At 70.2% G+C, this 20015-nt stretch carries 20 protein-coding genes; 11 read left to right on the top strand and 9 right to left on the bottom strand.

All coding sequences use genetic code 11. From position 1 onward, the window contains the following. Window positions 1–198 precede the first annotated feature (198 nt). The 5 genes from AQJ67_RS43470 (at window position 199) to AQJ67_RS43490 (ending at window position 3067) form a co-directional block, all read left to right on the top strand. Entirely contained in the window at window positions 199–861 is a 663-nt protein-coding gene (locus AQJ67_RS43470; protein ID WP_062725598.1) for a serine/threonine-protein kinase, read from the top strand. 20 nt (window positions 862–881) lie between these two features. Next, window positions 882–1061 carry a hypothetical protein gene (locus tag AQJ67_RS43475; RefSeq protein ID WP_062725601.1) on the top strand — a complete coding sequence of 60 codons (180 nt, stop codon included), beginning with the start codon at window positions 882–884 and terminating at the stop codon, window positions 1059–1061. Between the two features lie 176 nt (window positions 1062–1237). Next, complete coding sequence (locus AQJ67_RS43480; protein WP_279616929.1) at window positions 1238–1840, top strand: BlaI/MecI/CopY family transcriptional regulator; 603 nt, start codon at window positions 1238–1240, stop codon at window positions 1838–1840. Between the two features lie 9 nt (window positions 1841–1849). Next, complete coding sequence (locus tag AQJ67_RS43485; protein ID WP_062725605.1) at window positions 1850–2413, top strand: amino-acid N-acetyltransferase; 564 nt, start codon at window positions 1850–1852, stop codon at window positions 2411–2413. 318 nt (window positions 2414–2731) lie between these two features. Beyond that, complete coding sequence (locus tag AQJ67_RS43490; protein ID WP_062725607.1) at window positions 2732–3067, top strand: histone-like nucleoid-structuring protein Lsr2; 336 nt, start codon at window positions 2732–2734, stop codon at window positions 3065–3067. A gap of 1 nt (window position 3068) precedes the next feature. On the opposite strand, the gene AQJ67_RS43495 is transcribed toward AQJ67_RS43490, so the two are convergent. Beyond that, a complete protein-coding gene (locus AQJ67_RS43495; protein ID WP_062725609.1) occupies window positions 3069–3779 on the bottom strand; it encodes an SCO3374 family protein in 711 nt (236 codons plus the stop codon). A gap of 430 nt (window positions 3780–4209) precedes the next feature. Between AQJ67_RS43495 and AQJ67_RS43500 the strand changes: the two genes are divergently transcribed. Next, on the top strand, window positions 4210–6738 hold the full coding sequence (locus AQJ67_RS43500; RefSeq protein WP_062725611.1) for an ATP-dependent Clp protease ATP-binding subunit: 2529 nt from the start codon (window positions 4210–4212) through the stop codon (window positions 6736–6738). 76 nt (window positions 6739–6814) lie between these two features. Here the strand turns inward: AQJ67_RS43500 and AQJ67_RS43505 are convergent, their stop codons facing one another. Continuing rightward, the gene (locus AQJ67_RS43505; RefSeq protein WP_062725613.1) at window positions 6815–7450 is read right to left on the bottom strand and encodes an HAD family acid phosphatase; all 636 of its coding nucleotides are present in this window, start codon (window positions 7448–7450) and stop codon (window positions 6815–6817) included. Between the two features lie 517 nt (window positions 7451–7967). Between AQJ67_RS43505 and AQJ67_RS43510 the strand changes: the two genes are divergently transcribed. Further along, window positions 7968–8573 carry a M23 family metallopeptidase gene (locus AQJ67_RS43510; protein ID WP_062725615.1) on the top strand — a complete coding sequence of 202 codons (606 nt, stop codon included), beginning with the start codon at window positions 7968–7970 and terminating at the stop codon, window positions 8571–8573. A 49-nt stretch (window positions 8574–8622) separates the two neighbouring features. Here the strand turns inward: AQJ67_RS43510 and AQJ67_RS43515 are convergent, their stop codons facing one another. Then, window positions 8623–9210: a TetR/AcrR family transcriptional regulator gene (locus tag AQJ67_RS43515; protein ID WP_062725617.1), complete on the bottom strand. Its 588-nt coding sequence runs from the start codon at window positions 9208–9210 to the stop codon at window positions 8623–8625. A 118-nt stretch (window positions 9211–9328) separates the two neighbouring features. Between AQJ67_RS43515 and AQJ67_RS43520 the strand changes: the two genes are divergently transcribed. Then, complete coding sequence (locus tag AQJ67_RS43520) at window positions 9329–10885, top strand: MDR family MFS transporter (RefSeq protein WP_062725619.1); 1557 nt, start codon at window positions 9329–9331, stop codon at window positions 10883–10885. Window positions 10886–10948: 63 nt separating this feature from the next. On the opposite strand, the gene cseC is transcribed toward AQJ67_RS43520, so the two are convergent. From cseC to AQJ67_RS43545, 5 genes are all read right to left on the bottom strand, one after another. Beyond that, window positions 10949–12325 (bottom strand): two-component system sensor histidine kinase CseC, encoded by a 1377-nt coding sequence (gene cseC, locus AQJ67_RS43525; protein WP_425264228.1) that lies wholly within the window; start codon window positions 12323–12325, stop codon window positions 10949–10951. Between the two features lie 160 nt (window positions 12326–12485). Continuing rightward, entirely contained in the window at window positions 12486–13193 is a 708-nt protein-coding gene (cseB, locus tag AQJ67_RS43530; RefSeq protein ID WP_062725621.1) for a two-component system response regulator CseB, read from the bottom strand. 118 nt (window positions 13194–13311) lie between these two features. Further along, on the bottom strand, window positions 13312–13986 hold the full coding sequence (locus tag AQJ67_RS43535; RefSeq protein WP_062725664.1) for a hypothetical protein: 675 nt from the start codon (window positions 13984–13986) through the stop codon (window positions 13312–13314). Between the two features lie 74 nt (window positions 13987–14060). Then, window positions 14061–14600: a SigE family RNA polymerase sigma factor gene (locus tag AQJ67_RS43540; RefSeq protein WP_003999062.1), complete on the bottom strand. Its 540-nt coding sequence runs from the start codon at window positions 14598–14600 to the stop codon at window positions 14061–14063. A 301-nt stretch (window positions 14601–14901) separates the two neighbouring features. Further along, window positions 14902–15837 (bottom strand): HhH-GPD family protein, encoded by a 936-nt coding sequence (locus tag AQJ67_RS43545; protein ID WP_062725623.1) that lies wholly within the window; start codon window positions 15835–15837, stop codon window positions 14902–14904. A 201-nt stretch (window positions 15838–16038) separates the two neighbouring features. Between AQJ67_RS43545 and AQJ67_RS43550 the strand changes: the two genes are divergently transcribed. Together AQJ67_RS43550 and AQJ67_RS43555 are read left to right on the top strand one after the other, a co-directional pair. Continuing rightward, on the top strand, window positions 16039–17601 hold the full coding sequence (locus tag AQJ67_RS43550) for a sensor histidine kinase (protein ID WP_062725626.1): 1563 nt from the start codon (window positions 16039–16041) through the stop codon (window positions 17599–17601). Continuing rightward, window positions 17598–18254 (top strand): response regulator transcription factor, encoded by a 657-nt coding sequence (locus AQJ67_RS43555; RefSeq protein ID WP_062725629.1) that lies wholly within the window; start codon window positions 17598–17600, stop codon window positions 18252–18254. Before AQJ67_RS43550 ends, AQJ67_RS43555 begins: the two co-directional genes overlap by 4 nt. Window positions 18255–18276: 22 nt before the next feature. Here the strand turns inward: AQJ67_RS43555 and AQJ67_RS43560 are convergent, their stop codons facing one another. After that, window positions 18277–18921 carry a phosphatase PAP2 family protein gene (locus tag AQJ67_RS43560; RefSeq protein ID WP_062725666.1) on the bottom strand — a complete coding sequence of 215 codons (645 nt, stop codon included), beginning with the start codon at window positions 18919–18921 and terminating at the stop codon, window positions 18277–18279. Window positions 18922–19107: 186 nt separating this feature from the next. Between AQJ67_RS43560 and AQJ67_RS43565 the strand changes: the two genes are divergently transcribed. Beyond that, window positions 19108–19950, top strand: coding sequence for a hypothetical protein (locus AQJ67_RS43565; RefSeq protein WP_079056552.1), 843 nt, complete (start codon window positions 19108–19110; stop codon window positions 19948–19950). Window positions 19951–20015: the final 65 nt, after the last annotated feature.

Consider the following 20015-nt stretch of genomic DNA (forward strand, 5'->3'; position numbering starts at 1 on the left):
GCCCTGTGCGGGTGGGTGGGGGTTGGGGGCGGTCTCGTCCTCAAAGACGCCGGGCGGGCTGACAGGGCCCGGACCGGCGCCGAAAGCGGGCGCCTCCACCCGAGTGGCTCCCCGCGCCACACCCACCCCCTATGTCGCGTTTGTCTGATTAGCGCGTATCGTCACCGCATGCCCACGCCCTACGGATCCCGCGGCGGCATGGCGTTCGGCGCGGAGGAGCTGCGTGTGCTCCGCCGCGCCCTCGCCCTCGCCCTCAACCCCCGCCCCGCCTCCCCCGAGGAGGTCCAGGCCTGTCTCCGTCTCGCCGAGTCCCTCGACGAGGCGATGCGCGAGGGCGCCCGGCTGCGTGCCTTCCTGGTGGCCGACCTCGCCCGCTACCGCGCCGCCCTCCCCGGCACCGCAGCCGGCTACCTCACCCTCCTCGAGGAGGCCCTCGGGGCCGGCTACCACCCCGAACCCGCCGACCTCAACGCCCTGCGTGCCCTGCGCGGCAACCCCGCCGCGGCCACCCTCCTCCAGGCCGTACGAGCCCGCCTAGCGCCCGGCAGGCCCGGCGCCGTCCGCCCGGCCGTCCCCGCGTCCCGTACGCACCTCCTGGCCCTCCCCGGCGGCCTCTCCGAGCCGACCGCCCCCCGCCTCCCGGTCGACCTCCCCGCCCAGGCCGCAGGCAGCCAGGACCCCGCCAAGCAGCCCCGCAAGAAGCCCGCCGAACGCCCGGCCGCCCCCAAACCCGCCCCCGCCCCAGGCCCCCAGCCCACCCCCAAGCCGCACCGCCCCATCCCCACCCCCGGCGAGGTCTTCCCCCGCCGCAAACCGGCCCCGCCCTCCGAAACCACGCCCCAGCAGCTCGCCGCAGGCTGAGCGCTGGCTACCCTGGACGCATGGACTACGTCTCCGCACTCCTCCCCCCGGTCGTCATGGCCGTGTTCTTCATCGGTGTGATCAGGGTGATCGTGAAGACCCAGGGCGGAGCCAACAAGGCCAAGGAGGACGCGGCCGTGGACGCCGCCCTCTCGCGCGTGGAGGCCCCCCGCCAGGCTTCCCCGAGCCCGGACGCCTAGACCAGGGCGCCCAGCCCGGGACGTCCGCACCAGGACGCCCGAACCCGGCGTACGACTCCAAGCTGCAACGCTTTCCGAGTCGTACGCCCTTTTTATTCCCGTTTTCCAGAGAAAGTGCCCGTCCGGCACGCCAACACCCAGATCTCCCACTATTGTGCTGAGTTGTGCCTCGCCCATTGGGAGAACTCGAAGACGCGGTCATGACGCGGGTGTGGAAGTGGAACCGCCCGGTGACCGTTCGAGAAGTCCTGGAAGATCTCCAGCAGGAACGGTCCATCGCGTACACCACGGTGATGACCGTTTTGGACAATCTCCATCAGAAGGGCTGGGTACGCCGCGAAGCGGAAGGCCGGGCCTATCGATATGAGGCGGTCTCCACCCGAGCCGCCTACGCCGCGGCCCTGATGAACGACGCCTGGTCCCAGAGCGACAACCCCGCCGCCGCACTCGTCGCCTTCTTCGGCATGATGAGCGACGAACAGCGCCACGCCCTGCGGGACGCCGTACGCATCGTCCAGGGCCCGGAAACACCCGAACCCACGGAACCGCCCGATACACGAGGCGTTACGAGTACGGATACGAGCAGCACCGATACGAGCAGCGTAGATACAGGCAGGCCGGATACGGGCAGCGCCGATACGGGCAGGCCACATACGCGCGGCGCCGATACCGACCCCGATACGGCCACCCCGCATACCCGCGCCGATACCGTCCCGGATACCCGCCCCGATACCGCCGATGAGAACCCCGCCTCGGCGCAGGAGTCCGACGGGCGATAGCGTCCGCTCATGTCAGCAGAGAGTCACTCGGCCGAGAGCCCCGCGGCTCAGAGCCCGGAAGTCACCGCTAAAGCCATCACCGTCCGGCGGGCCCGTACCGGCGATGTCCCCGCGGTACGTCGTCTCCTTGACGAGTACGTCCGGCGTCGCATCCTGCTCGACAAAGCCACGGTGACGCTTTACGAGGACATCCAGGAGTTCTGGGTCGCGGAACGGGACGACAACGGCGAGGTCGTCGGCTGCGGCGCCCTGCACGTGATGTGGGAAGACCTCGCGGAAGTCCGCACTCTCGCGGTGAAGCCCGGCCTGAAGGGCGCCGGCGTCGGTCATCAGTTGCTGGAGAAGTTGCTGCACACCGCGCGCTGGCTCGGCGTTCGACGGGTTTTCTGTCTGACCTTCGAAGAGGACTTCTTCGGCAAGCACGGCTTCGTCGAGATCGGCGAGACACCGGTGGACACCGATGTCTACGCGGAGCTGCTGCGTTCCTATGACGAGGGCGTGGCGGAGTTCCTCGGTCTCGAACGAGTGAAACCGAACACCTTGGGCAACAGCCGCATGCTTCTGCATCTGTGATCGCCGAGGTTCCTCGGCGTTCCGCAACGTCCGCGAGCTTCACCACCCCTTCGCCAAGCTTCGCCAAGGGTTCCGCAAGCTTCGTCAAGCTTCCGGAAGGCGTATTCCGCCCGGACCGCCCGTGCCCGGGTGCCCTATGTCCGAAACGCGCATGTTTCCGGACCGCACTCGACCTGTGGGTCTCTCCCGGGGGTTTGTGTTTTTCCAGCAAAAGCGGTTTGCTTTCCGACGTACTGCAGTACTGCATATAACAGGGGACGGCGAAACGGCGGACGCCGCAGACCCCCGGCCCTCAAGTTATCGATGAAAGGAAATCCGGTGGCACAGAAGGTTCAGGTCCTTCTTGTCGACGACCTCGACGGCGGCGAGGCGGACGAGACCGTGACGTTCGCGCTGGACGGCAAGACGTACGAGATCGATCTCACGACTGCCAATGCGGACAAGCTCCGTGGCCTTCTCGACCCTTACGTGAAGGGCGGCCGTCGTACCGGAGGTCGTGCTTCGGGTGGGCGTGGAAAGGCGCGCGCCGCTTCCGGTGGCAGCCAGGACACCGCGCAGATCCGCGCGTGGGCCAAGGAGAACGGTTACGAGGTCAACGACCGCGGCCGCGTCCCGGCGACCATTCGCGAGGCGTACGAGAAGGCCAACGCCTGATCTACGGACAGGCCGACGACTGGGCGCACGCGCGTCGCAGCCACAGTCGGTGGCACCGCGTTGCCACCGTGTCCAGAACCCGCACGAGATCGGGGGCGCCCCCAACGCCCCCCAGAGCCGACAGCGTCGGCAGCGAGGCCTCGACCTCGCCCCCAGGCTCGGGGGGCCGCAGCCACACGGCGGCCCCCTGTACTGAAGCCCGGCGGTCCAGGGGGAGCGGTCGCGCCCCGCGGGGCCCCGGCAGGCCGGCCCGCCACTGCCGCACGGCCCCCCTCGGCGCCTGGTCGACGGGACGCCGTACGGCCGACAGCGGCCGCTGCCCGGGCGGCAGGGGTGCCTCCATGAGATCGCCCTCGCCGAGCGCCGTCAGGTCCAGGGGCAGTGCGCCCCACTCCAGCCAGTCCAGCACCCCCGGCACCTCCTCGGCGCTGCCCGCGGCCAGGAGCAGTCGCATCCGGTCGCCCTGGACGGCCACCGGCGACAGCGCCGTCAGATGCCGCAGTGCCGCGAGGCCCGCCTCGGCCGGGACGTCCAGGACGTCGAAGCACGGACCCACGCGAAGCAGCGGCGGCGATCCGGGTGCTGCGGGCACCACCGGCCAGCCCAGTTCGTTCTCGTACCACCGGCGGACCTGATCGCTCGGATCGAGCGGCCGACGGGGGAGGGGGATCGTGGCGGGGTCCGGGAGAGTCGCGGGGCGCATGCCAGCCATGCCAAGTGAAACCACCGAAAAGGCGTACGGGTTACGCTGGGTGTTCCGACGTATGCGCAGAGTGTCGAAAAAGGGGGCGCGCGGGGGTGTGGGGTGGCGCAAGGTTGTTCGCCCGTAGCGGAGGGAACCGGGGGGCGCGGCATGGAGTGTCAGTCCCAGCGGGTAAGACATCCCTAGTGGGAGGGGGCGACACGCAGGACAGTGGGTCTCACGTTCGCCATCGGCGTACTGATGGTGAGGGTAACCACCTGGCCTGCGGGAACATCGTCTCGCACCATCGGGTTGGAGCAGATGTCGGCGTCACGGGTCAGGAGGCCATCGACGGTGTCGGCAGTTGGAATGAGCGGTCCCCGCTTGCGGGACTAAGCTGCGGAAGGACAGGGAGGGGAAGTTCCCCCCACTGCCTGACCGCTCTGAGGAGCGATTAACGATGTTCGAGAGGTTCACCGACCGCGCGCGGCGGGTTGTCGTCCTGGCTCAGGAAGAAGCCCGGATGCTCAACCACAACTACATCGGCACCGAGCACATCCTCCTGGGCCTGATCCACGAGGGTGAGGGTGTCGCCGCCAAGGCCCTTGAGAGCCTCGGGATTTCGCTCGAGGCGGTCCGCCAGCAGGTGGAGGAGATCATCGGGCAGGGGCAGCAGGCCCCGTCCGGGCACATCCCCTTCACCCCCCGTGCCAAGAAGGTCCTGGAGCTGTCGCTCCGCGAGGCCCTTCAGCTGGGCCACAACTACATCGGCACGGAGCACATCCTGCTCGGCCTGATCCGTGAGGGCGAGGGCGTCGCCGCCCAGGTCCTGGTCAAGCTGGGCGCTGATCTCAACCGGGTGCGGCAGCAGGTCATCCAGCTGCTCTCCGGCTACCAGGGCAAGGAGACCGCCACCGCCGGCGGGCCTGCCGAGGGCACCCCCTCGACGTCCCTGGTCCTCGACCAGTTCGGCCGGAACCTCACCCAGGCCGCTCGTGAGTCCAAGCTCGACCCGGTCATCGGGCGCGAGAAGGAGATCGAGCGGGTCATGCAGGTGCTGTCCCGCCGTACCAAGAACAACCCGGTCCTGATCGGTGAGCCCGGCGTCGGCAAGACCGCCGTCGTCGAGGGTCTCGCCCAGGCCATCGTCAAGGGCGAGGTGCCCGAGACCCTCAAGGACAAGCACCTCTACACCCTGGACCTCGGCGCGCTGGTCGCCGGCTCCCGCTACCGCGGTGACTTCGAGGAGCGCCTGAAGAAGGTCCTCAAGGAGATCCGCACCCGCGGCGACATCATCCTGTTCATCGACGAGCTCCACACGCTGGTCGGTGCGGGTGCCGCCGAGGGCGCCATCGACGCGGCCTCCATCCTGAAGCCGATGCTGGCCCGCGGTGAGCTGCAGACCATCGGTGCGACCACGCTGGACGAGTACCGCAAGCACCTGGAGAAGGACGCGGCCCTCGAGCGCCGCTTCCAGCCCATCCAGGTCGCGGAGCCGTCGCTGCCGCACACGATCGAGATCCTCAAGGGTCTGCGCGACCGTTACGAGGCCCACCACCGCGTCTCCATCACCGACGAGGCGCTGGTCCAGGCCGCCACCCTGGCCGACCGGTACATCTCGGACCGCTTCCTGCCGGACAAGGCGATCGACCTGATCGACGAGGCCGGTTCCCGGATGCGTATCCGCCGGATGACCGCGCCGCCGGACCTGCGCGAGTTCGACGAGAAGATCGCGGGCGTGCGCCGCGACAAGGAGTCCGCGATCGACTCGCAGGACTTCGAGAAGGCCGCCTCCCTGCGCGACAAGGAGAAGCAGCTCCTGGCCGCCAAGGCCAAGCGGGAGAAGGAGTGGAAGGCCGGCGACATGGACGTCGTCGCCGAGGTCGACGGCGAGCTGATCGCCGAGGTCCTCGCGACCGCCACCGGCATCCCGGTCTTCAAGCTGACCGAGGAGGAGTCCAGCCGCCTGCTCCGCATGGAGGACGAGCTCCACAAGCGGGTCATCGGCCAGAACGACGCCGTCAAGGCGCTCTCGAAGGCGATCCGCCGTACGCGCGCCGGTCTGAAGGACCCGAAGCGTCCGGGTGGTTCGTTCATCTTCGCGGGTCCGTCCGGTGTCGGTAAGACCGAGCTGTCCAAGGCGCTCGCCGAGTTCCTCTTCGGTGACGAGGACGCACTGATCTCCCTCGACATGTCGGAGTTCAGCGAGAAGCACACGGTCTCGCGTCTCTTCGGTTCGCCCCCCGGCTACGTGGGCTACGAAGAGGGTGGCCAGCTGACCGAGAAGGTCCGCCGCAAGCCGTTCTCCGTCGTCCTCTTCGACGAGGTCGAGAAGGCCCACCCGGACATCTTCAACTCGCTGCTGCAGATCCTGGAGGACGGTCGCCTGACCGACTCCCAGGGCCGGGTCGTGGACTTCAAGAACACGGTCATCATCATGACGACCAACCTCGGCACCCGGGACATCTCCAAGGGCTTCAACCTGGGCTTCGCGGCCTCGGGTGACACGAAGACCAACTACGAGCGCATGAAGAACAAGGTGTCGGACGAGCTCAAGCAGCACTTCCGCCCCGAGTTCCTCAACCGCGTCGACGACGTGGTCGTCTTCCCGCAGCTGACCCAGGACGACATCCTCCGGATCGTCGACCTGATGATCGGCAAGGTGGACGAGCGCCTGAAGGACCGGGACATGGGCATCGAGCTCTCCCAGTCCGCCAAGGAACTGCTGTCCAAGAAGGGTTACGACCCCGTGCTGGGCGCCCGGCCGCTGCGCCGGACCATCCAGCGCGAGATCGAGGACTCCCTGTCGGAGAAGATCCTCTTTGGCGAGCTGCGCCCCGGCCACATCGTGGTCGTGGACACCGAGGGCGAGGGTGAGACCAAGACCTTCACCTTCCGCGGCGAGGAGAAGGCGGCCCTGCCGGACGTCCCGCCGATCGAGCAGGCGGCCGGTCCTTCGGGCGGGCCGAACCTGAGCAAGGACGCCTGACCCCCTGGGGGTTGAGCCGAAGAAAGGGGCCGGTGCTCTTGGAGCGCCGGCCCCTTTCGCATGCCCAAAGGGGGGCTTACGACAGCTGTCCGTCGTAGTCCGGCAGCTTGTACGTCTTCTCGGCGTGGCCGCCCGACAGGTCGGTGGCGCTGTTGCCGACGTTCGCGATGATCGTGTAGCCCTTGTTCTCGATGGCGACGCGCTGGGCCGTCTTGTACTCGGCGACGTTCTTGAACAGGTCGAGGAAGTTGCGCACGTACAGGCCGGAGACCTGGTAACCGACGTGCTTGAGGTTGTAGTCGGTCACCGAGGCGATGATGCCCGGCCGGGCGGTCACGAAGAACAGGGAGACGCCGTGCTCCTGGGCGTACTTGGCGACCTCCAGAACCGGGCGGTTGGCCGGCTGCGGGTAGCTGAAGCCGAAGTCCGTCTCCAGGGTGGTGTTGTCGATGTCGAAGACGATCGCCTGCTTCTCACCCGGCTTGGTGCCGGCGATCCGCTGCTTCAGATAGGGCAGCGCCTGGTTCATGACCGCCTGGCAGTCCTGCTGCCAGGTGCCGTAGTCGACGTCCTCGGCGGCGGCGGTGGAGGTGGAGGTGCTCGTCGCGGTGGCGGGCGTCGCGGCCTCGGCGGGGACCGCGAGGGCCACGAGGGCGGCCGCGGAGACGGTGCCGACCGCTATCCGGTGCGCCCAGGGGCGGCGAAGCGTCATGTGGGGGGTCCTCTCACGTCACGTGCGCTGTGTTGTTGTCGCGTGCATGTTCGTGGGCGGGGATGGCGTGAGGGGAAAGATAGGGTTACTGAGCGGTAAGTCGCTAGAGGTGTGCGTCACATGACGCGGTTGAACTTGTCGTGGGCGGCTTTCCGAGGGCACTCCGTGGGCCGCGTCGACGGCGTAGCGCCCGTCACATTCCGGGGTCTCGTGATTGCGCTCAGCGGTGACATGCCGCACAGGCGATTTGTCCGTTACTAGTGGGAATAGTGGAAACGGACGTAGGGAGAAAGCGGACTTATTACGCCGAAGTCGTCCGTAGGTTTCGGTATCCGTACTGGTTCGTCCGGAATAGCCGCTCTGTCAAGATGCGGTGATTTTTATGGGGGAGTACTAGCTTCCGTCGTAGATAGAGGGTTTTGGCCAGCGGCGGGGTCGGGGTTACCAAGGGATGGCCATCCGGCGAATGCCTGTGCGTCGGGTGGTTTCCCTTGTCGTCTTCCCCATGAGGTTTCGCATGTCCCCGCGCTTCTCCTTCCGTTCGTCCCGTACGTCCACCTTCCGCACCCGTGCCGCTGTGCTGGCCGCCGGCCTGGGGGCCTCGGTCGTGCTGGGCGCCGGAGGCGCGGTCGCCGCCGAGATGACGTCCGCCCCCGCTGCCGCCACCGCCGTGCAGGCGCAGAGCGCCGCCGCGAAGAAGGCCGCGTCCTGGGTCAGCCCGGTGAAGAAGTACACGAAGTCCGCCAGCTTCGCGCAGGCCGGCGGCATGTGGCAGTCCACCCACAGCGGTCAGGACTTCGCCGTCCCGAGCGGCACCGACGTCATGGCCGCGCACGGCGGCACGGTCGTCAAGGCCGGCGGCAACGGCGCCGGTGACGGCCCCGCGTACGGCAACGCCATCGTCATCAAGCACGGCAACGGCACGTACTCCCAGTACGCCCACCTGTCGCGCATCGACGTGAAGGTCGGCCAGGTCGTCAAGACCGGCCAGCACATAGCCCGCTCCGGCAACACCGGGAACTCCAGCGGCCCGCACCTGCACTTCGAGATCCGTAAGACCGCCAACTACGGCTCCGCCATCGACCCGGTGGCCTTCCTGCGGGCCAATGGTCTGAAGATCTGATCCGAGATCTGTAGATCTATAGATCTGAAGATCCGGGATCCGGAGTCGGTCAGGCGCCCTTGTGCGCCTGGGTGATCAGATCGATGGCGACCTCCAGGACGGCCTCGCGCTTCTCCTCGGGGTCGCCTTCGACGTCCTTCATCACGAACATCCCGGCGTGCATCGTGAACAGGGCGCTGATGCAGCGCACCTGGTCGACCAGATCGGCGTCCGGGTCGATGACGATGTCGCGCATGCCGATCATGCGGTTCTTGAACATCTCGCCGATGCTCAGTTCGCGGACGGTCGCCTGGTTCTCCTGCATGAACCGGAACAGCGGTTCCGCGTCGATCAGCGCCTGGTGGTAGCGCCGTACGATCTCCTGCTTGGTCTCCAGGGAGTGCGGCTGGCGCCTGCCCCACTCGATCAGGTCCTCGATCGGCCTCGTCAGATCCTCGAAGAGGCTGACGATGATCTCTTCCTTGGTCTTGAAGTGGTAGTACAGGGCCGCCTTCGTGACGTCCAGGCGCTCGGCGATCTCGCGCAGGGAGGTCTTCTCGTAGCCCTGCTCGGCGAAGAGTTCGAGGGCTACGTCCTGGATGCGCTGGCGGGTGTTCCCGCGGCGCCGCTGTTTGGTGCCGTCCATGGTGCCGCCCATCCTCGTGCCTCTTGGCTTTCCACAAAACTTACTTGACGCCCGGCTAGTTACGCATCTACCTTCCCGGAGTGTAGACAACTAGCCGGGCGGCAAGTAAGTGGCCGGGGGAGTGGGAATCATGGCGGACACGGTGTCGGTGGACACAGGGGCGGCGGACAAAGCCGATCAAGCAGAGCAGGGCGCCAAGCAGCCCAGGAGCGTACGGGTCGTACTGCTCGCGCTGATGATCACGATGATGCTGGCGATGCTCGACAACATGATCATCGGCACCGCGATGCCGACGATCGTGGGTGATCTGGGCGGCCTGGAGCATCTGTCGTGGGTTGTGACGGCGTACACCCTGGCGACCGCGGCCTCCACCCCGCTGTGGGGCAAGCTCGGCGACATGTACGGCCGCAAGGGGATGTTCATGTCCTCGATCGTGCTGTTCCTGATCGGCTCCGCGCTCAGCGGCATGGCCCAGGACATGGGCCAGCTGATCGCGTTCCGGGCGGTGCAGGGGCTTGGCGCGGGCGGCCTGATGGTAGGCGTCATGGCGATCATCGGCGACCTGATTCCGCCGCGGGAGCGCGGCAAGTACCAGGGCATGATGGCCGGCGTGATGGCGCTGGCGATGATCGGCGGCCCGCTGGTCGGCGGCACCATCACCGACCACTGGGGCTGGCGCTGGGCCTTCTACATCAACCTGCCGCTCGGCGTCGTCGCGCTCGCCGCGATCAGCGCCGTGCTGCATCTGCCGAAGAAGCGGGCGCAGGCGCGGATCGACTACCTGGGCGCGGCGCTGCTGACCGTGGGAATCACCGCGATCGTGCTGGTCACCACCTGGGGCGGTACGGAGTACGCCTGGACGTCCGCGCGGATCATGGAGCTCATCGGCATCGGCGTCACCACGCTCGTCGGATTCGTGTTCTGGCAGACCAGGGCGGCGGAGCCGATCGTCCCGCTGCACATCTTCCGCAGCCGGAACTTCACCCTGATGTCCCTGATCGGCTTCATCACCGGGTTCGTGATGTTCGGCGCCACGCTGTTCCTGCCGCTGTACCAGCAGTCGGTCCAGGGCGCCTCCGCCACCAACTCCGGACTCCTGCTGCTGCCGATGCTCGGCGCGATGATGGTCACCTCGTTGATCGCCGGACGGGTCACCACGAACACCGGGCGCTACAAGGTCTTCCCGATCCTCGGCAGTGTGCTCATGGTCGTCGGGCTGTATCTCATGTCGACGATGGACACCGGGACCTCGCGGTTCACGTCCGGGGTGTTCATGGCCGTGGTCGGGTTCGGCATGGGCTGTCTGATGCAGATCACGATGCTGGTGGCGCAGAACAGCGTCGAGATGAAGGACATGGGCGTCGCGTCCTCGTCGACCACGCTCTTCCGTACGCTCGGCTCCTCGTTCGGCGTCGCGATCATGGGCGCGCTGTTCAACAACCGGGTGCAGGACGTCATGACCGAGCGGGGCGGGGAACTGGGCTCCAAGATCACCGAGCAGTCGGCACAGCTGGACGCGGCGAGCCTGGCGAAGCTGCCGGAGGCGGTGCGGGAGGCGTACCAGCACGCGGTGTCGGCCGGCACCCACTCCGCGTTCCTGCTGGGTGCCGTGATCGCGGTGCTGGCGCTGGCGGCGGCCGTCTTCGTGAAGGAGGTCCCGCTCAAGGGAGCGGGGCCGAAGGAGTAGCACTCTCTTCCCGGTCGGCCCTGTCGGTGGTGCGTGCCTCCATCGGTTCCCGCCCCCGCGCCGCTACGGCAGCATCGGGTAGCTGCCCGTGTTCGTCGGCGCGTGCTCCGGGAGCCAGAGCACGGCCACCGCGCCCTCCGCCGGGACGTGGTCGGCGGCACCCGCCGGACGTACGTTGCGGAAGGTGAGGCGGGCCCCGAGGACCCGGGCCTGACCTGCCGCGATGGTCAGGCCGAGGCCGTGGCCGCGCCCCGAGCGGTCGCTGCTGCCCGTGCGGAAGCGGCTCGGGCCCTCGGCGAGCAGGGCCTCGGGAAAACCGGGCCCGTGGTCGCGGACCCGGATGACCCGGCCCTCGACGGTGACCTCGATCGGCGGCCTGCCGTGCCGCGCGGCGTTCGCCAACAGGTTGAACAGCACCCGCTCCAGCCGCCGCGGGTCGGTGGTGACCGCCGACTCGTGGACGACCCGCACCTCGATGGCGGGATCCTTCACCGCGACCCGCCGGCTGACGAACTCGCCCAACAGGATGTCCTGCAACTCGGCCCGCTCCGAAGCGCTGTCCAGACGGGCCACCTCCAGGACGTCCTCGACGAGCGTGCGCATGGCCTTGGCCCGGTCCAGGACCAGTTCCGTGGGCCGGCCGGGCGGCAGGAGTTCCGCCGCCGTCAGCAGACCCGTCACCGGCGTCCGCAGTTCGTGCGCGATGTCCGCCGTCACCCGGCGCTCCGCCTCCAGCCGCTGCTGGAGCGCGTCCGCCATGGCGTCCACCGCGCTCGCCAGATCGTCGGTCTCGTCCCGTACGACACCCCCGATGGCGTCCCGCACCCGGACGTCCGGTTCCCCGCTCGCCACCTGGTGCGCCGCGGCCGCCGCCTTGCGCAGCCGGCGCGACAACTGCCCGCCGACGAGCACGCCGAGCGCGCTGCCGCCGAAGACCACCGCGATGGAGCCGATGACGAGGGCCTGGTCGAGGTCCTTGAGGATGTCCTCGCTGCGGTCGGTGAACCCGGTGTGCAGCGACATCACCTTCCCGTTGGTGAGCGGCACGGCCGCCCAGATGTCGGGCGTGCCGTTCGGCGAGTCCGTGACATAGGTGGCCCGCCGGCCCTCCTCGACCTTCTCCCGCAGCGCCTGAGGCAGCTCCGGGTCGTCGATCGTGGCGTTCGGGAAGTTCAGCCGCTTGGACTGCTCGAAGTTGCGCTGGGCGATCTGGATCCGCTCGTCGGCGAGGTCGCGCGCGTTGTCCAGCATCGAGACCCGGGCCGCGTTGTGCACCACCAGGCTCAGCACGACCGCCACGAGCGCGCCGACCAGTGCGATGGCCGCGCTCAGCTTCCACCGCAGACCCGTGCGGATCGCCACCCGGCTGCCCCCGCGCCGGCGTACCCGCAGGCCCGTGCGACCACTCGTGCCGAGGCCCGTGCCCCTGCGGTCACCCATGTCGCCGCCTGTGCCCCCGCGCGTACGGATCCCGGCCCGTCGGCCCGCGACAGCGGCGCCGGCCGTGGCATCGCTCACGTCGGTCGCGTCCGTCAGGCCCGCCGAGTGCGCCATCCCGGACGGAGCCGCGCGTCTGAACATCCCCCGCATGCCGCCCCGCTCAGGCCTTCAACTTGTAGCCGAAGCCACGGACCGTCTCGATCCGGTCCTGGCCGATCTTCTGCCGCAGCCGCTGCACATGGACGTCGACGACCCGGGTGTCCCCGCCCCAGCCGTAGTCCCACACGCGTTCCAGCAGCTTGTCCCGCGACAGCACGGTGCCCGGCGCCGAGGAGAACTCCAGCAGCAGCCGCATCTCGGTCGGCGTGAGACCGACCGGCTGCCCGCCCCGGCGCACCTCCATGCCCTCGGTGTCGACCTCCAGGTCCCCGAAGGCCAGCACCCCGCCGTTGGCGCCCGCGTCGGCCTCGTCCACGCCGCGGTCGCCGCCGCTCGCGTGCCCGAAGCGGCGCAGCACCGCACGGATCCGCGCGACCAGCACGGCACCGTCGAACGGCTTGGTCACGTAGTCGTCCGCGCCCGCCTCCAGGCCCAGCACCACGTCGATCGAGTCCGCGCGCGCCGACAGCATGATCACCGGCACCGTCGACTCGTCGCGGATACGGCGGCACAGACTGACGCCGTCCATGCCGGGCACCATGACGTCGAGCAACGCGATGTCCGGCCGGTTCGTCCGGAACGCCTCCAGGCCCGACACCCCGTCGGGCATGGCGGTCACCGCGAAGCCGTCCCGCTCCAGGGCGAGCTGGGTGGCCTCGCGGATGACGTCGTCGTCCTCGACGAACAGGACGTGGGTCTGGTCTGCCATCCCGGTGCTCTCAGTCCTCGTGTTCTGCTGGGGGTGCGTCGGACAGGTCCATGGAGGGGGCGTCCACTTGGGGGACGCGTGGATCGGCCGAAGCGTTCACTGCCGCCCCGGCCGGTCCTCAGCCGTCGGGCGCCGCCGACTCCTCGTCGCCGCCGAGTGTGCCGTAGTCGGTGCGGGTGTTGTACCGCTGGACGAAGCGGCCGGAGACCCACTGGTACGACAGCACGTTCTCGCTGGACGGGTTCGACAGCGCGTCATCCTTGGCGTACACCTGCTTCGTCACCACCAGGTAGCCGCGGTCGATCTCCGCGTAGACCGGAGGCTCCTCGGTCTTGAACACATTGTGGTACGCGCCGCCCTGCTCCCGGTACACATACGAGGCGACACTGACCGCGTCGCCGCAGGACAGGACGTTGACCACGATGTCGTCCACCGGCCCGCCGGTCAGATCGCCGTACGACACGTCGACGGGATAGTCGTCGGACACGCACGGCTTCAGCGCCCGCTTGACCTCCCCCGACACCGCGGGATCGGCCTTGACCAGCCGGACGGCCTCGGTCCGGTCCGGGACCGCCGAGGCCGACGCGGAGGCGGTGGGCGTGGGGGCGAACGACGACGAGGCGTCCGCGCCGCTCACCGAGTCGGCGTGGGCCGGGCCCTCGTCGCGGGCGCCGGTGCCGCCGGTGGCGCAGGCGGAGGCGAAAAGGGCGACGGCGACGACCACGGCCATCGCCGTGAACGCCGCCTGCAAGCTCCCCCGGACCCGCACGGGTCCGGGTGGGGGGAAGCCCATGTCCGCGGACCCGGAGGCCCCGTCCGCGTCCCTGTCACCCCTGTCCGTGCGCCCGGTGCCGCCCGTCGTCGTGCCTAGGCCGCGCAACGCTCCCGCTCCTCACGCTCCAGCGCGCGTGCGTCCAGATCGCGGCTCTCCAGCTCCTCGCGGAGCCGGGCGAGCGCCCGGTGCAGCGTGCTCTTGACCGTTCCGGCCGACATGCCGAGGGCGGCGGCCGTCTCCTCCGTGGACATCTGCTCCCAGTGTCGCAGCACCACGACGCTGCGCTGCTTCGGTGCCAGAACCTTCATGATGTCCATCAGCAGGGCGCGGTCCGCGTGCTGCTCGGTGGAGTCGTCGACCGAGGCGTCCGGGAGCTGCTCGGTCGGCACCTCCTCCAGCTTCCGCGCCCGCCACCACTCGGTCCGCGTGTTGATCATCACGCGGCGCAGGTAGGCGTCGGCGAGCCGCTTGTCCGCTATGCCGTCCCAGCGGTGGTACGTCCGGACCAGCGCCGTCTGCAGCAGGTCCTGCGCGTCCACCGGGTCCGGGACCAGCCGGCGGGCGCTGCGCAGCAGCGCGTCCTGCCGGGTGCGGACGTACTCCTCGAACTCGAGCACCTCTCCCTGCGCCATGTTGACCGCCTCCGATTCCCCGTTCCCGCCGGCTCGTTCGCCGTCGGTGTCACTGCCTGTGCTTCGTAGTCGTCCCCGTCTGCCGGGTACGGAAATGAAGCTACGGAGGCGTTGTCACGGGGCTGTCCGAAGCAGCCTGCGGCTAGCGCTCGGCTGTCCGTCGGTTGTGTAACGGAAGAAGGAAAGGGGTAAAACGACAAGGGAGTTGGGTGGCGTATGTAAGGGTTTGTCCGAGTTGTTCCCGTGGAATGACTGTGCGTCGGATGTTGCAGAGGCCCTACGGCTGTGATGTGTCCGAGCGTCAGCTCAGCGGCAGCCGGTACATCCCGCCGGGCAGCGGCTCCACCAACCCGTCCGCCACCAGGCCGTCCAGCGCACGGGCCCGCTGCACCGGCTCGTGCCACACCCGGTCCAGGTCCGCCTGCGGCACCGGCACATGGGCCTCGCGCAGGACGGCGAGCAGCTTGCCGCGCACCTGGCGGTCCGTGCCGGCGTACGTCTGACCGCGCCGTGGCGGGCCCTCGTGCTCCGGCTTGCCCGCGAGCCGCCAGGCGCACTGCGCGGTGATCGGGCAGCGGTGGCAGGACTCGTTCTTCGCCGTGCACACCAGCGCGCCGAGTTCCATGGAGGCCGCGGCCCAGCGGGCGGCGGTGCGCTCGTCCTCGGGGAGCAGGGCACGGGCGAGCTTGCGTTCGGCGGCGGTCGTGGCGTTCGGCGGGTACTGCGTGCCGGTCACGGCCCGGGCCAGGACCCGGCGGACGTTGGTGTCCAGGACGGGGTGACGCTGACCGTAGGCGAAGGAGGCGACCGCCGCGGCCGTGTACTCGCCGATGCCGGGCAGCGCGAGCAGCTGGGCGTGGTCGGTCGGTACGTCCCCGCCGTGCCGCTCCGCTATGGCGACGGCGGCGCCGTGCAGCCGCAGCGCGCGGCGCGGGTAGCCGAGCCGGCCCCAGGCCCGGACGGCCTCGCCGGGGGCCTCCTTGGCCAGGTCGGCGGGGCGGGGCCAGCGGGCGAGCCACTGCTCGTAGATGGGCAGGACCCGGTTCACCGGCGTCTGCTGAAGCATGAACTCGCTGACCATCACGCCCCAGGGGCCCGCCTCGGGGCGCCGCCAGGGGAGGTCGCGGGCGTTTTCGTCGAACCAGTCGATCACGGGGCTGTGCAGGTTCTCTCCGAGGGGGGAGCCGGAGAGGGCGTTGGCGGGGTTGTCGGGTGAGGGCTTTGTGGGCGCAGTCATGGCCTTTCCGATCCTGCCATGTTGGGGGCGGCCGGGTCGGTAGGTGGTGGTGCCGGTGCGTTGTGCGGCTGCGGGTTGCGGTCGGCTGCGGTCCTTGGGGGTGCGCCGGACGGGCTGATTCGGCTGACCTGCCGCAAGAACGCCCCGCACCTGACGATCGGCAGCAGTCGCGCCCCGCCCCTCGCTTGTAGCGTCGGGCGGATGGAACGTCCTCACATATGGCGGGCCTGTCTGCTCTGGGCCGCCCTCGCGCTGCCCGCGCTCACGGCGGACCGCCTCGGGATGAACGAGCCGCGCGCCGGGTGGCAGCAGGCGACCGGGCTCGCCGTGCTCGCCGCCGCGGTCGCCGTATCCCGACGGCGCCCGTTGGCGGCGTTCGCACTGACGGCCGTACTGGGTCTGGCCGCCGCCCCCGCCCTGTTCACCGTCTCCTACGGCCCCGCGCTAGGCGTCTTCGCGCTGCTGCTGGGCCTGCGCGCGGACGGCGTGCGAGCGGCGGCCGCCCTCTTCGGGGCCGTCGGCTGTCTCGGTACGGCGCGGATCGCGCTCCTCGGGGTCGACCCGGCGCCGGAATGGGCCGTGCTGACGGGCACGTTGCTGTTCGGGTGTGTCTTTCCGTGGCTCGCCGGACGCTACTGGCGGCAGAGCCGTCGGCTGACCGAGGCCGGCTGGAGCCGGGCCGCGCGGCTGGAGGGCGAGCAGCGCGTCGCCGAGGAGCGGGCCCGGCTGCGCGAGCGGGCCAGGATCGCCCAGGACATGCACGACTCCCTGGGGCACGAGCTGAGCCTCATCGCGCTGCGCGCGGGTGCCCTCCAGGTCGCCCCCGACCTGCCGGACCACCATCGAGACGCCGCCGCCGACCTGCGCGCGGCCGCCTCCGACGCCACCGACCGGCTGCACCGCATCATCGGCGTCCTGCGGGAGGCGGACGAGCCGGCGTCCCTGACCCCGCCGGGGGAGACCGTCGAGCAACTCGTCGCCCGCGCCGCCGAGTCGGGGCTGCCCGTGCGCTGGGACGAGGCGGCCCGCGCCGTGCCGCAGCCGGGGGGCGTCGCCGAACGGGTCCTGTACCGGGTGGTCCGCGAGGCGCTCACCAACGCCGCCCGGCACGCGCCGGGCGCCGCGGTCACCGTGGCGGCGGGCCGGGAGACCGACGGCACGACGGTCACGGTGACCAGCGGGCGGAGCGGCGCCCCCTCCCCTTCCTCCGGCGGCACCGGCCTGCAGGCCCTGCGCGCCGCCGTCACCTCGGTCGGCGGCGACTTCGCCGCCGGCCCGCACCCGGGCGGCTTCCGCGTCCGGGCGTACGTCCCCGACCAGCCCGCCGCCCCGGCCGTACGGCCCTCCCCGGCGCCCTACGCCCCCTTCACGCACGCCCGCCGTCGTGTCGCCCTAGCCGCCGTGGCCGCCGTGGGCGCGGGCGTCCTGCTCGTCGGCGGAGCCTTCGCCTGGTACGCGTACACCGAGACCCACTCGGTGCTGTCGCCGGCCGCCTACGCCGAGCTGCGGCTCGGGACGCCGGACCACGACATCGCAGGCGTCCTGCCGGACCGCACCGTCCGGGACGCGCCCGTGGAGCGCGCCCCCACGCCGCCCCCGCCGGGCAGCGACTGCCGCTACTACCGCGCGAGCGGCGAACTCCTCGTCTCCGTCGACCACTTCAGGCTGTGCTTCGACGACGAGGGACGGCTCGTCGCCAAGGACGTGGTCCCGAGGGCCGGTCAGGCCCAACGTCCCGCCCCGCATGAGGAGTTCGCACAGTGATCCGTGTACTGCTGGCCGACGACGAGGCGATGGTGCGGGCCGGTGTGCGCGCGATCCTTACGAGCGGCGGGGAGACCGAGGTCGTCGCCGAGGCGGGTGATGGGCGCGAGGCGGTCGAACTGGCCCGGGCCCACCGCCCGGACGTGGCCCTGCTGGACATCCGTATGCCCTGCCTGGACGGGCTCGCCGCCGCCGAGGAGATCGTACGGACCGTCCCCGGCACCGCCGTGGCGATGCTCACCACCTTCTCCGAACAGGCTTACGTGGCCCGCGCCCTGGGCGGCGGCGCCACCGGCTTTCTGCTGAAGTCCGGGGACCCGTACGAACTGATCGCGGGAGTACGGGCGGTGGCGGGCGGCGCCGCTTTTCTGTCGCCGAGGGTGGCCCGGTACGTCATCGACGGGCTGGGCGGCAGCGACGGCCGCCTCGGCCGTGAGGCCGCCGCACGCGCACGCGTGGCCGAGCTCAGCCCGCGCGAGCGCGAGGTGCTCGGCCTGGTCGGCACCGGCCTGTCCAACCCGGAGATCGCCGCCCGGCTGCATCTGGTCGAGGGCACCGTGAAGGCGTATGTGAGCGCGGTGCTCGACCGGTTGGGCGTACGCAACCGGGTGCAGGCGGCGATCGTGGCGTACGAGGCGGGGCTGGTGCGGTAGCCACGCCCGGCTGCCGCGCCGGTCAGCGGCGATACGACGGCCGGGACTCCTGCGGCCCCGTCACCTGCGGCCCCGTCACCCACCGCACGAACGCCGGTGCCGAAGCCGCCCGCATGGCCTCGGCCAGCCGGGTCGCGGGGCGCGTGGTCAGTCGTACGGCCGCCACCGCGACCAGCGCGCCGAAGGCGAGGCCCGCGGCGACGTCGTGCGGGTAGTGGACGCCGACGAACACGCGGGAGAAGGCCATCAGCAGGGCCAGGGGAGCCGTCAGCCACAGGAGGGTGTGCCTGGCCAGGGCCAGGGTGAGCGCCGCGGCGCCCGCGATGGTGGCGTGGTTGCTGGGAAAGGACCAGTCGCCGGGCGGCGGACAGGCGGCGAGCGAGGCGGTCGCTCCCGGTACCGCCCGGCACGGACGCTCCTGCGCGACAACCGACTTGAGGAGCTCACTGCATACGTACGCCACAGCCGTGGCCAGAGGTGCAAGGGCCGCTATCGCGAACGCCCGGGGGGTACTCCGTCGGGCCCGCCACCACGTGGTGAGGAACAGCGCGCCGAACAGCAGCAGCCCGGCCTCCGTCCATATCTCGGCGGTGTGCTGTACCCACGTTGGGGTGTCGCGGGCGAAGTCGGTGATGTCGCGGTAGAGCTCGGCGTCCTCGAAGTCCATGGTCACGGACCGTAGGCGGCGGGCCGATCCCGTCACATCCTGCGATCGGCAGGGGCCGCACCTGACGGAAGACAGGGGTGGCACGGGCCCCGGGGCGCGGTCTCCGGGATGATGATCCGGAAAAGTTGCGGCCCAGGGCGGCGGGTGGAGCCTGTTGGCGCACCGATCTCTCGTACAGTTTGCGCCGTGGGATCTCTGCGCAATCCGGTCGGGCCGCTTCCCTCCACCATCTACTGGCGACGGAGGGCCGTACTGCTGTCTGTGGTCGCCCTGTTGGCGCTACTGGCCACCTGGGTACTCACCTCGGGCGACGGTGGCGGAAAGAACAACGCGGGCGGGTCCGACGGCAAGAATCCCGCGCCCTCGACGATCACCCCGGGGCCCTCGGGCTCGGGCCCGGCGATCAGTCAGGCGCCGGGCGGGCGCGACGAGTCGCCCGGCGCGGACACCGGCGGCTCGGGATCGGGCGACGGCTCCGGGTCGGACACCGGGTCCGGTGACGACGGCGGGTCCGGGGACGGCTCCGGGGACTCCGGCGGTTCGGACGGCTCGGGCGGCGGATCCGCGGGCGGCGGCTCGGGCAGCGGCGTCGGGGTCGACGACACGGTCGATGCCGGTTCCGCGCTGCCCGACTGTGTCGCGGGCGCGGTGAAGGTGACGGTGAAGAGCCTCCACAACGCGTACGAGCCCGGCGAGAAGCCCGCCCTGCTGCTGATCGCGACGAACTCCTCCAGCTACGACTGCAAGGTCGATCTCGGCCCGAAGAACACGGTGGTGACGGTCACTCAGGCGGGTTCCGAGGATGACTTCTGGTCCTCCGCCGACTGTCCCGAGGTGGCCGGCAGCCTGAAGTTCCGGGTGCCCGCCGGGGAGAGCATCAACTACACCGTGAAGTGGGACCGCAAGGCCAGCGCCCCGCAGTGCGCGACGCCGCCCGCGGGGTCCGCCGCCGCGGGCACCTATCTGGTGGAGGCGAAGGCACCGGGGTTCGGCACGGCACAGACGTCGTTCGTGCTGGAGAACGACTGAGCGCTTGTCGGGAGGCCGCGCCCTCAAGGGGCGCGGTGCTGTACTCACCATGCGGCTCCGCCGCG

Source organism: Streptomyces caeruleatus, from assembly GCF_001514235.1.
GTDB classification, from domain to species: Bacteria; Actinomycetota; Actinomycetes; order Streptomycetales; family Streptomycetaceae; genus Streptomyces; species Streptomyces caeruleatus.

What these genes read in the sequence shown, in the direction of transcription:
- AQJ67_RS43470 (WP_062725598.1), top strand. Translation starts at nt 199, where the DNA reads ATGGCGTTCGGCGCGGAGGAGCTGCGTGTGCTCCGCCGCGCCCTCGCC.
- AQJ67_RS43475 (WP_062725601.1), top strand. Translation starts at nt 882, where the DNA reads ATGGACTACGTCTCCGCACTCCTCCCCCCGGTCGTCATGGCCGTGTTC.
- AQJ67_RS43485 (WP_062725605.1), top strand. Translation starts at nt 1,850, where the DNA reads ATGTCAGCAGAGAGTCACTCGGCCGAGAGCCCCGCGGCTCAGAGCCCG.
- AQJ67_RS43495 (WP_062725609.1), bottom strand. Translation starts at nt 3,779, where the DNA reads ATGGCTGGCATGCGCCCCGCGACTCTCCCGGACCCCGCCACGATCCCC.
- AQJ67_RS43500 (WP_062725611.1), top strand. Translation starts at nt 4,210, where the DNA reads ATGTTCGAGAGGTTCACCGACCGCGCGCGGCGGGTTGTCGTCCTGGCT.
- AQJ67_RS43505 (WP_062725613.1), bottom strand. Translation starts at nt 7,450, where the DNA reads ATGACGCTTCGCCGCCCCTGGGCGCACCGGATAGCGGTCGGCACCGTC.
- AQJ67_RS43510 (WP_062725615.1), top strand. Translation starts at nt 7,968, where the DNA reads ATGTCCCCGCGCTTCTCCTTCCGTTCGTCCCGTACGTCCACCTTCCGC.
- AQJ67_RS43515 (WP_062725617.1), bottom strand. Translation starts at nt 9,210, where the DNA reads ATGGGCGGCACCATGGACGGCACCAAACAGCGGCGCCGCGGGAACACC.
- AQJ67_RS43520 (WP_062725619.1), top strand. Translation starts at nt 9,329, where the DNA reads ATGGCGGACACGGTGTCGGTGGACACAGGGGCGGCGGACAAAGCCGAT.
- cseC (WP_425264228.1), bottom strand. Translation starts at nt 12,325, where the DNA reads ATGGGTGACCGCAGGGGCACGGGCCTCGGCACGAGTGGTCGCACGGGC.
- cseB (WP_062725621.1), bottom strand. Translation starts at nt 13,193, where the DNA reads ATGGCAGACCAGACCCACGTCCTGTTCGTCGAGGACGACGACGTCATC.
- AQJ67_RS43535 (WP_062725664.1), bottom strand. Translation starts at nt 13,986, where the DNA reads ATGGGCTTCCCCCCACCCGGACCCGTGCGGGTCCGGGGGAGCTTGCAG.
- AQJ67_RS43540 (WP_003999062.1), bottom strand. Translation starts at nt 14,600, where the DNA reads ATGGCGCAGGGAGAGGTGCTCGAGTTCGAGGAGTACGTCCGCACCCGG.
- AQJ67_RS43545 (WP_062725623.1), bottom strand. Translation starts at nt 15,837, where the DNA reads ATGACTGCGCCCACAAAGCCCTCACCCGACAACCCCGCCAACGCCCTC.
- AQJ67_RS43550 (WP_062725626.1), top strand. Translation starts at nt 16,039, where the DNA reads ATGGAACGTCCTCACATATGGCGGGCCTGTCTGCTCTGGGCCGCCCTC.
- AQJ67_RS43560 (WP_062725666.1), bottom strand. Translation starts at nt 18,921, where the DNA reads ATGGACTTCGAGGACGCCGAGCTCTACCGCGACATCACCGACTTCGCC.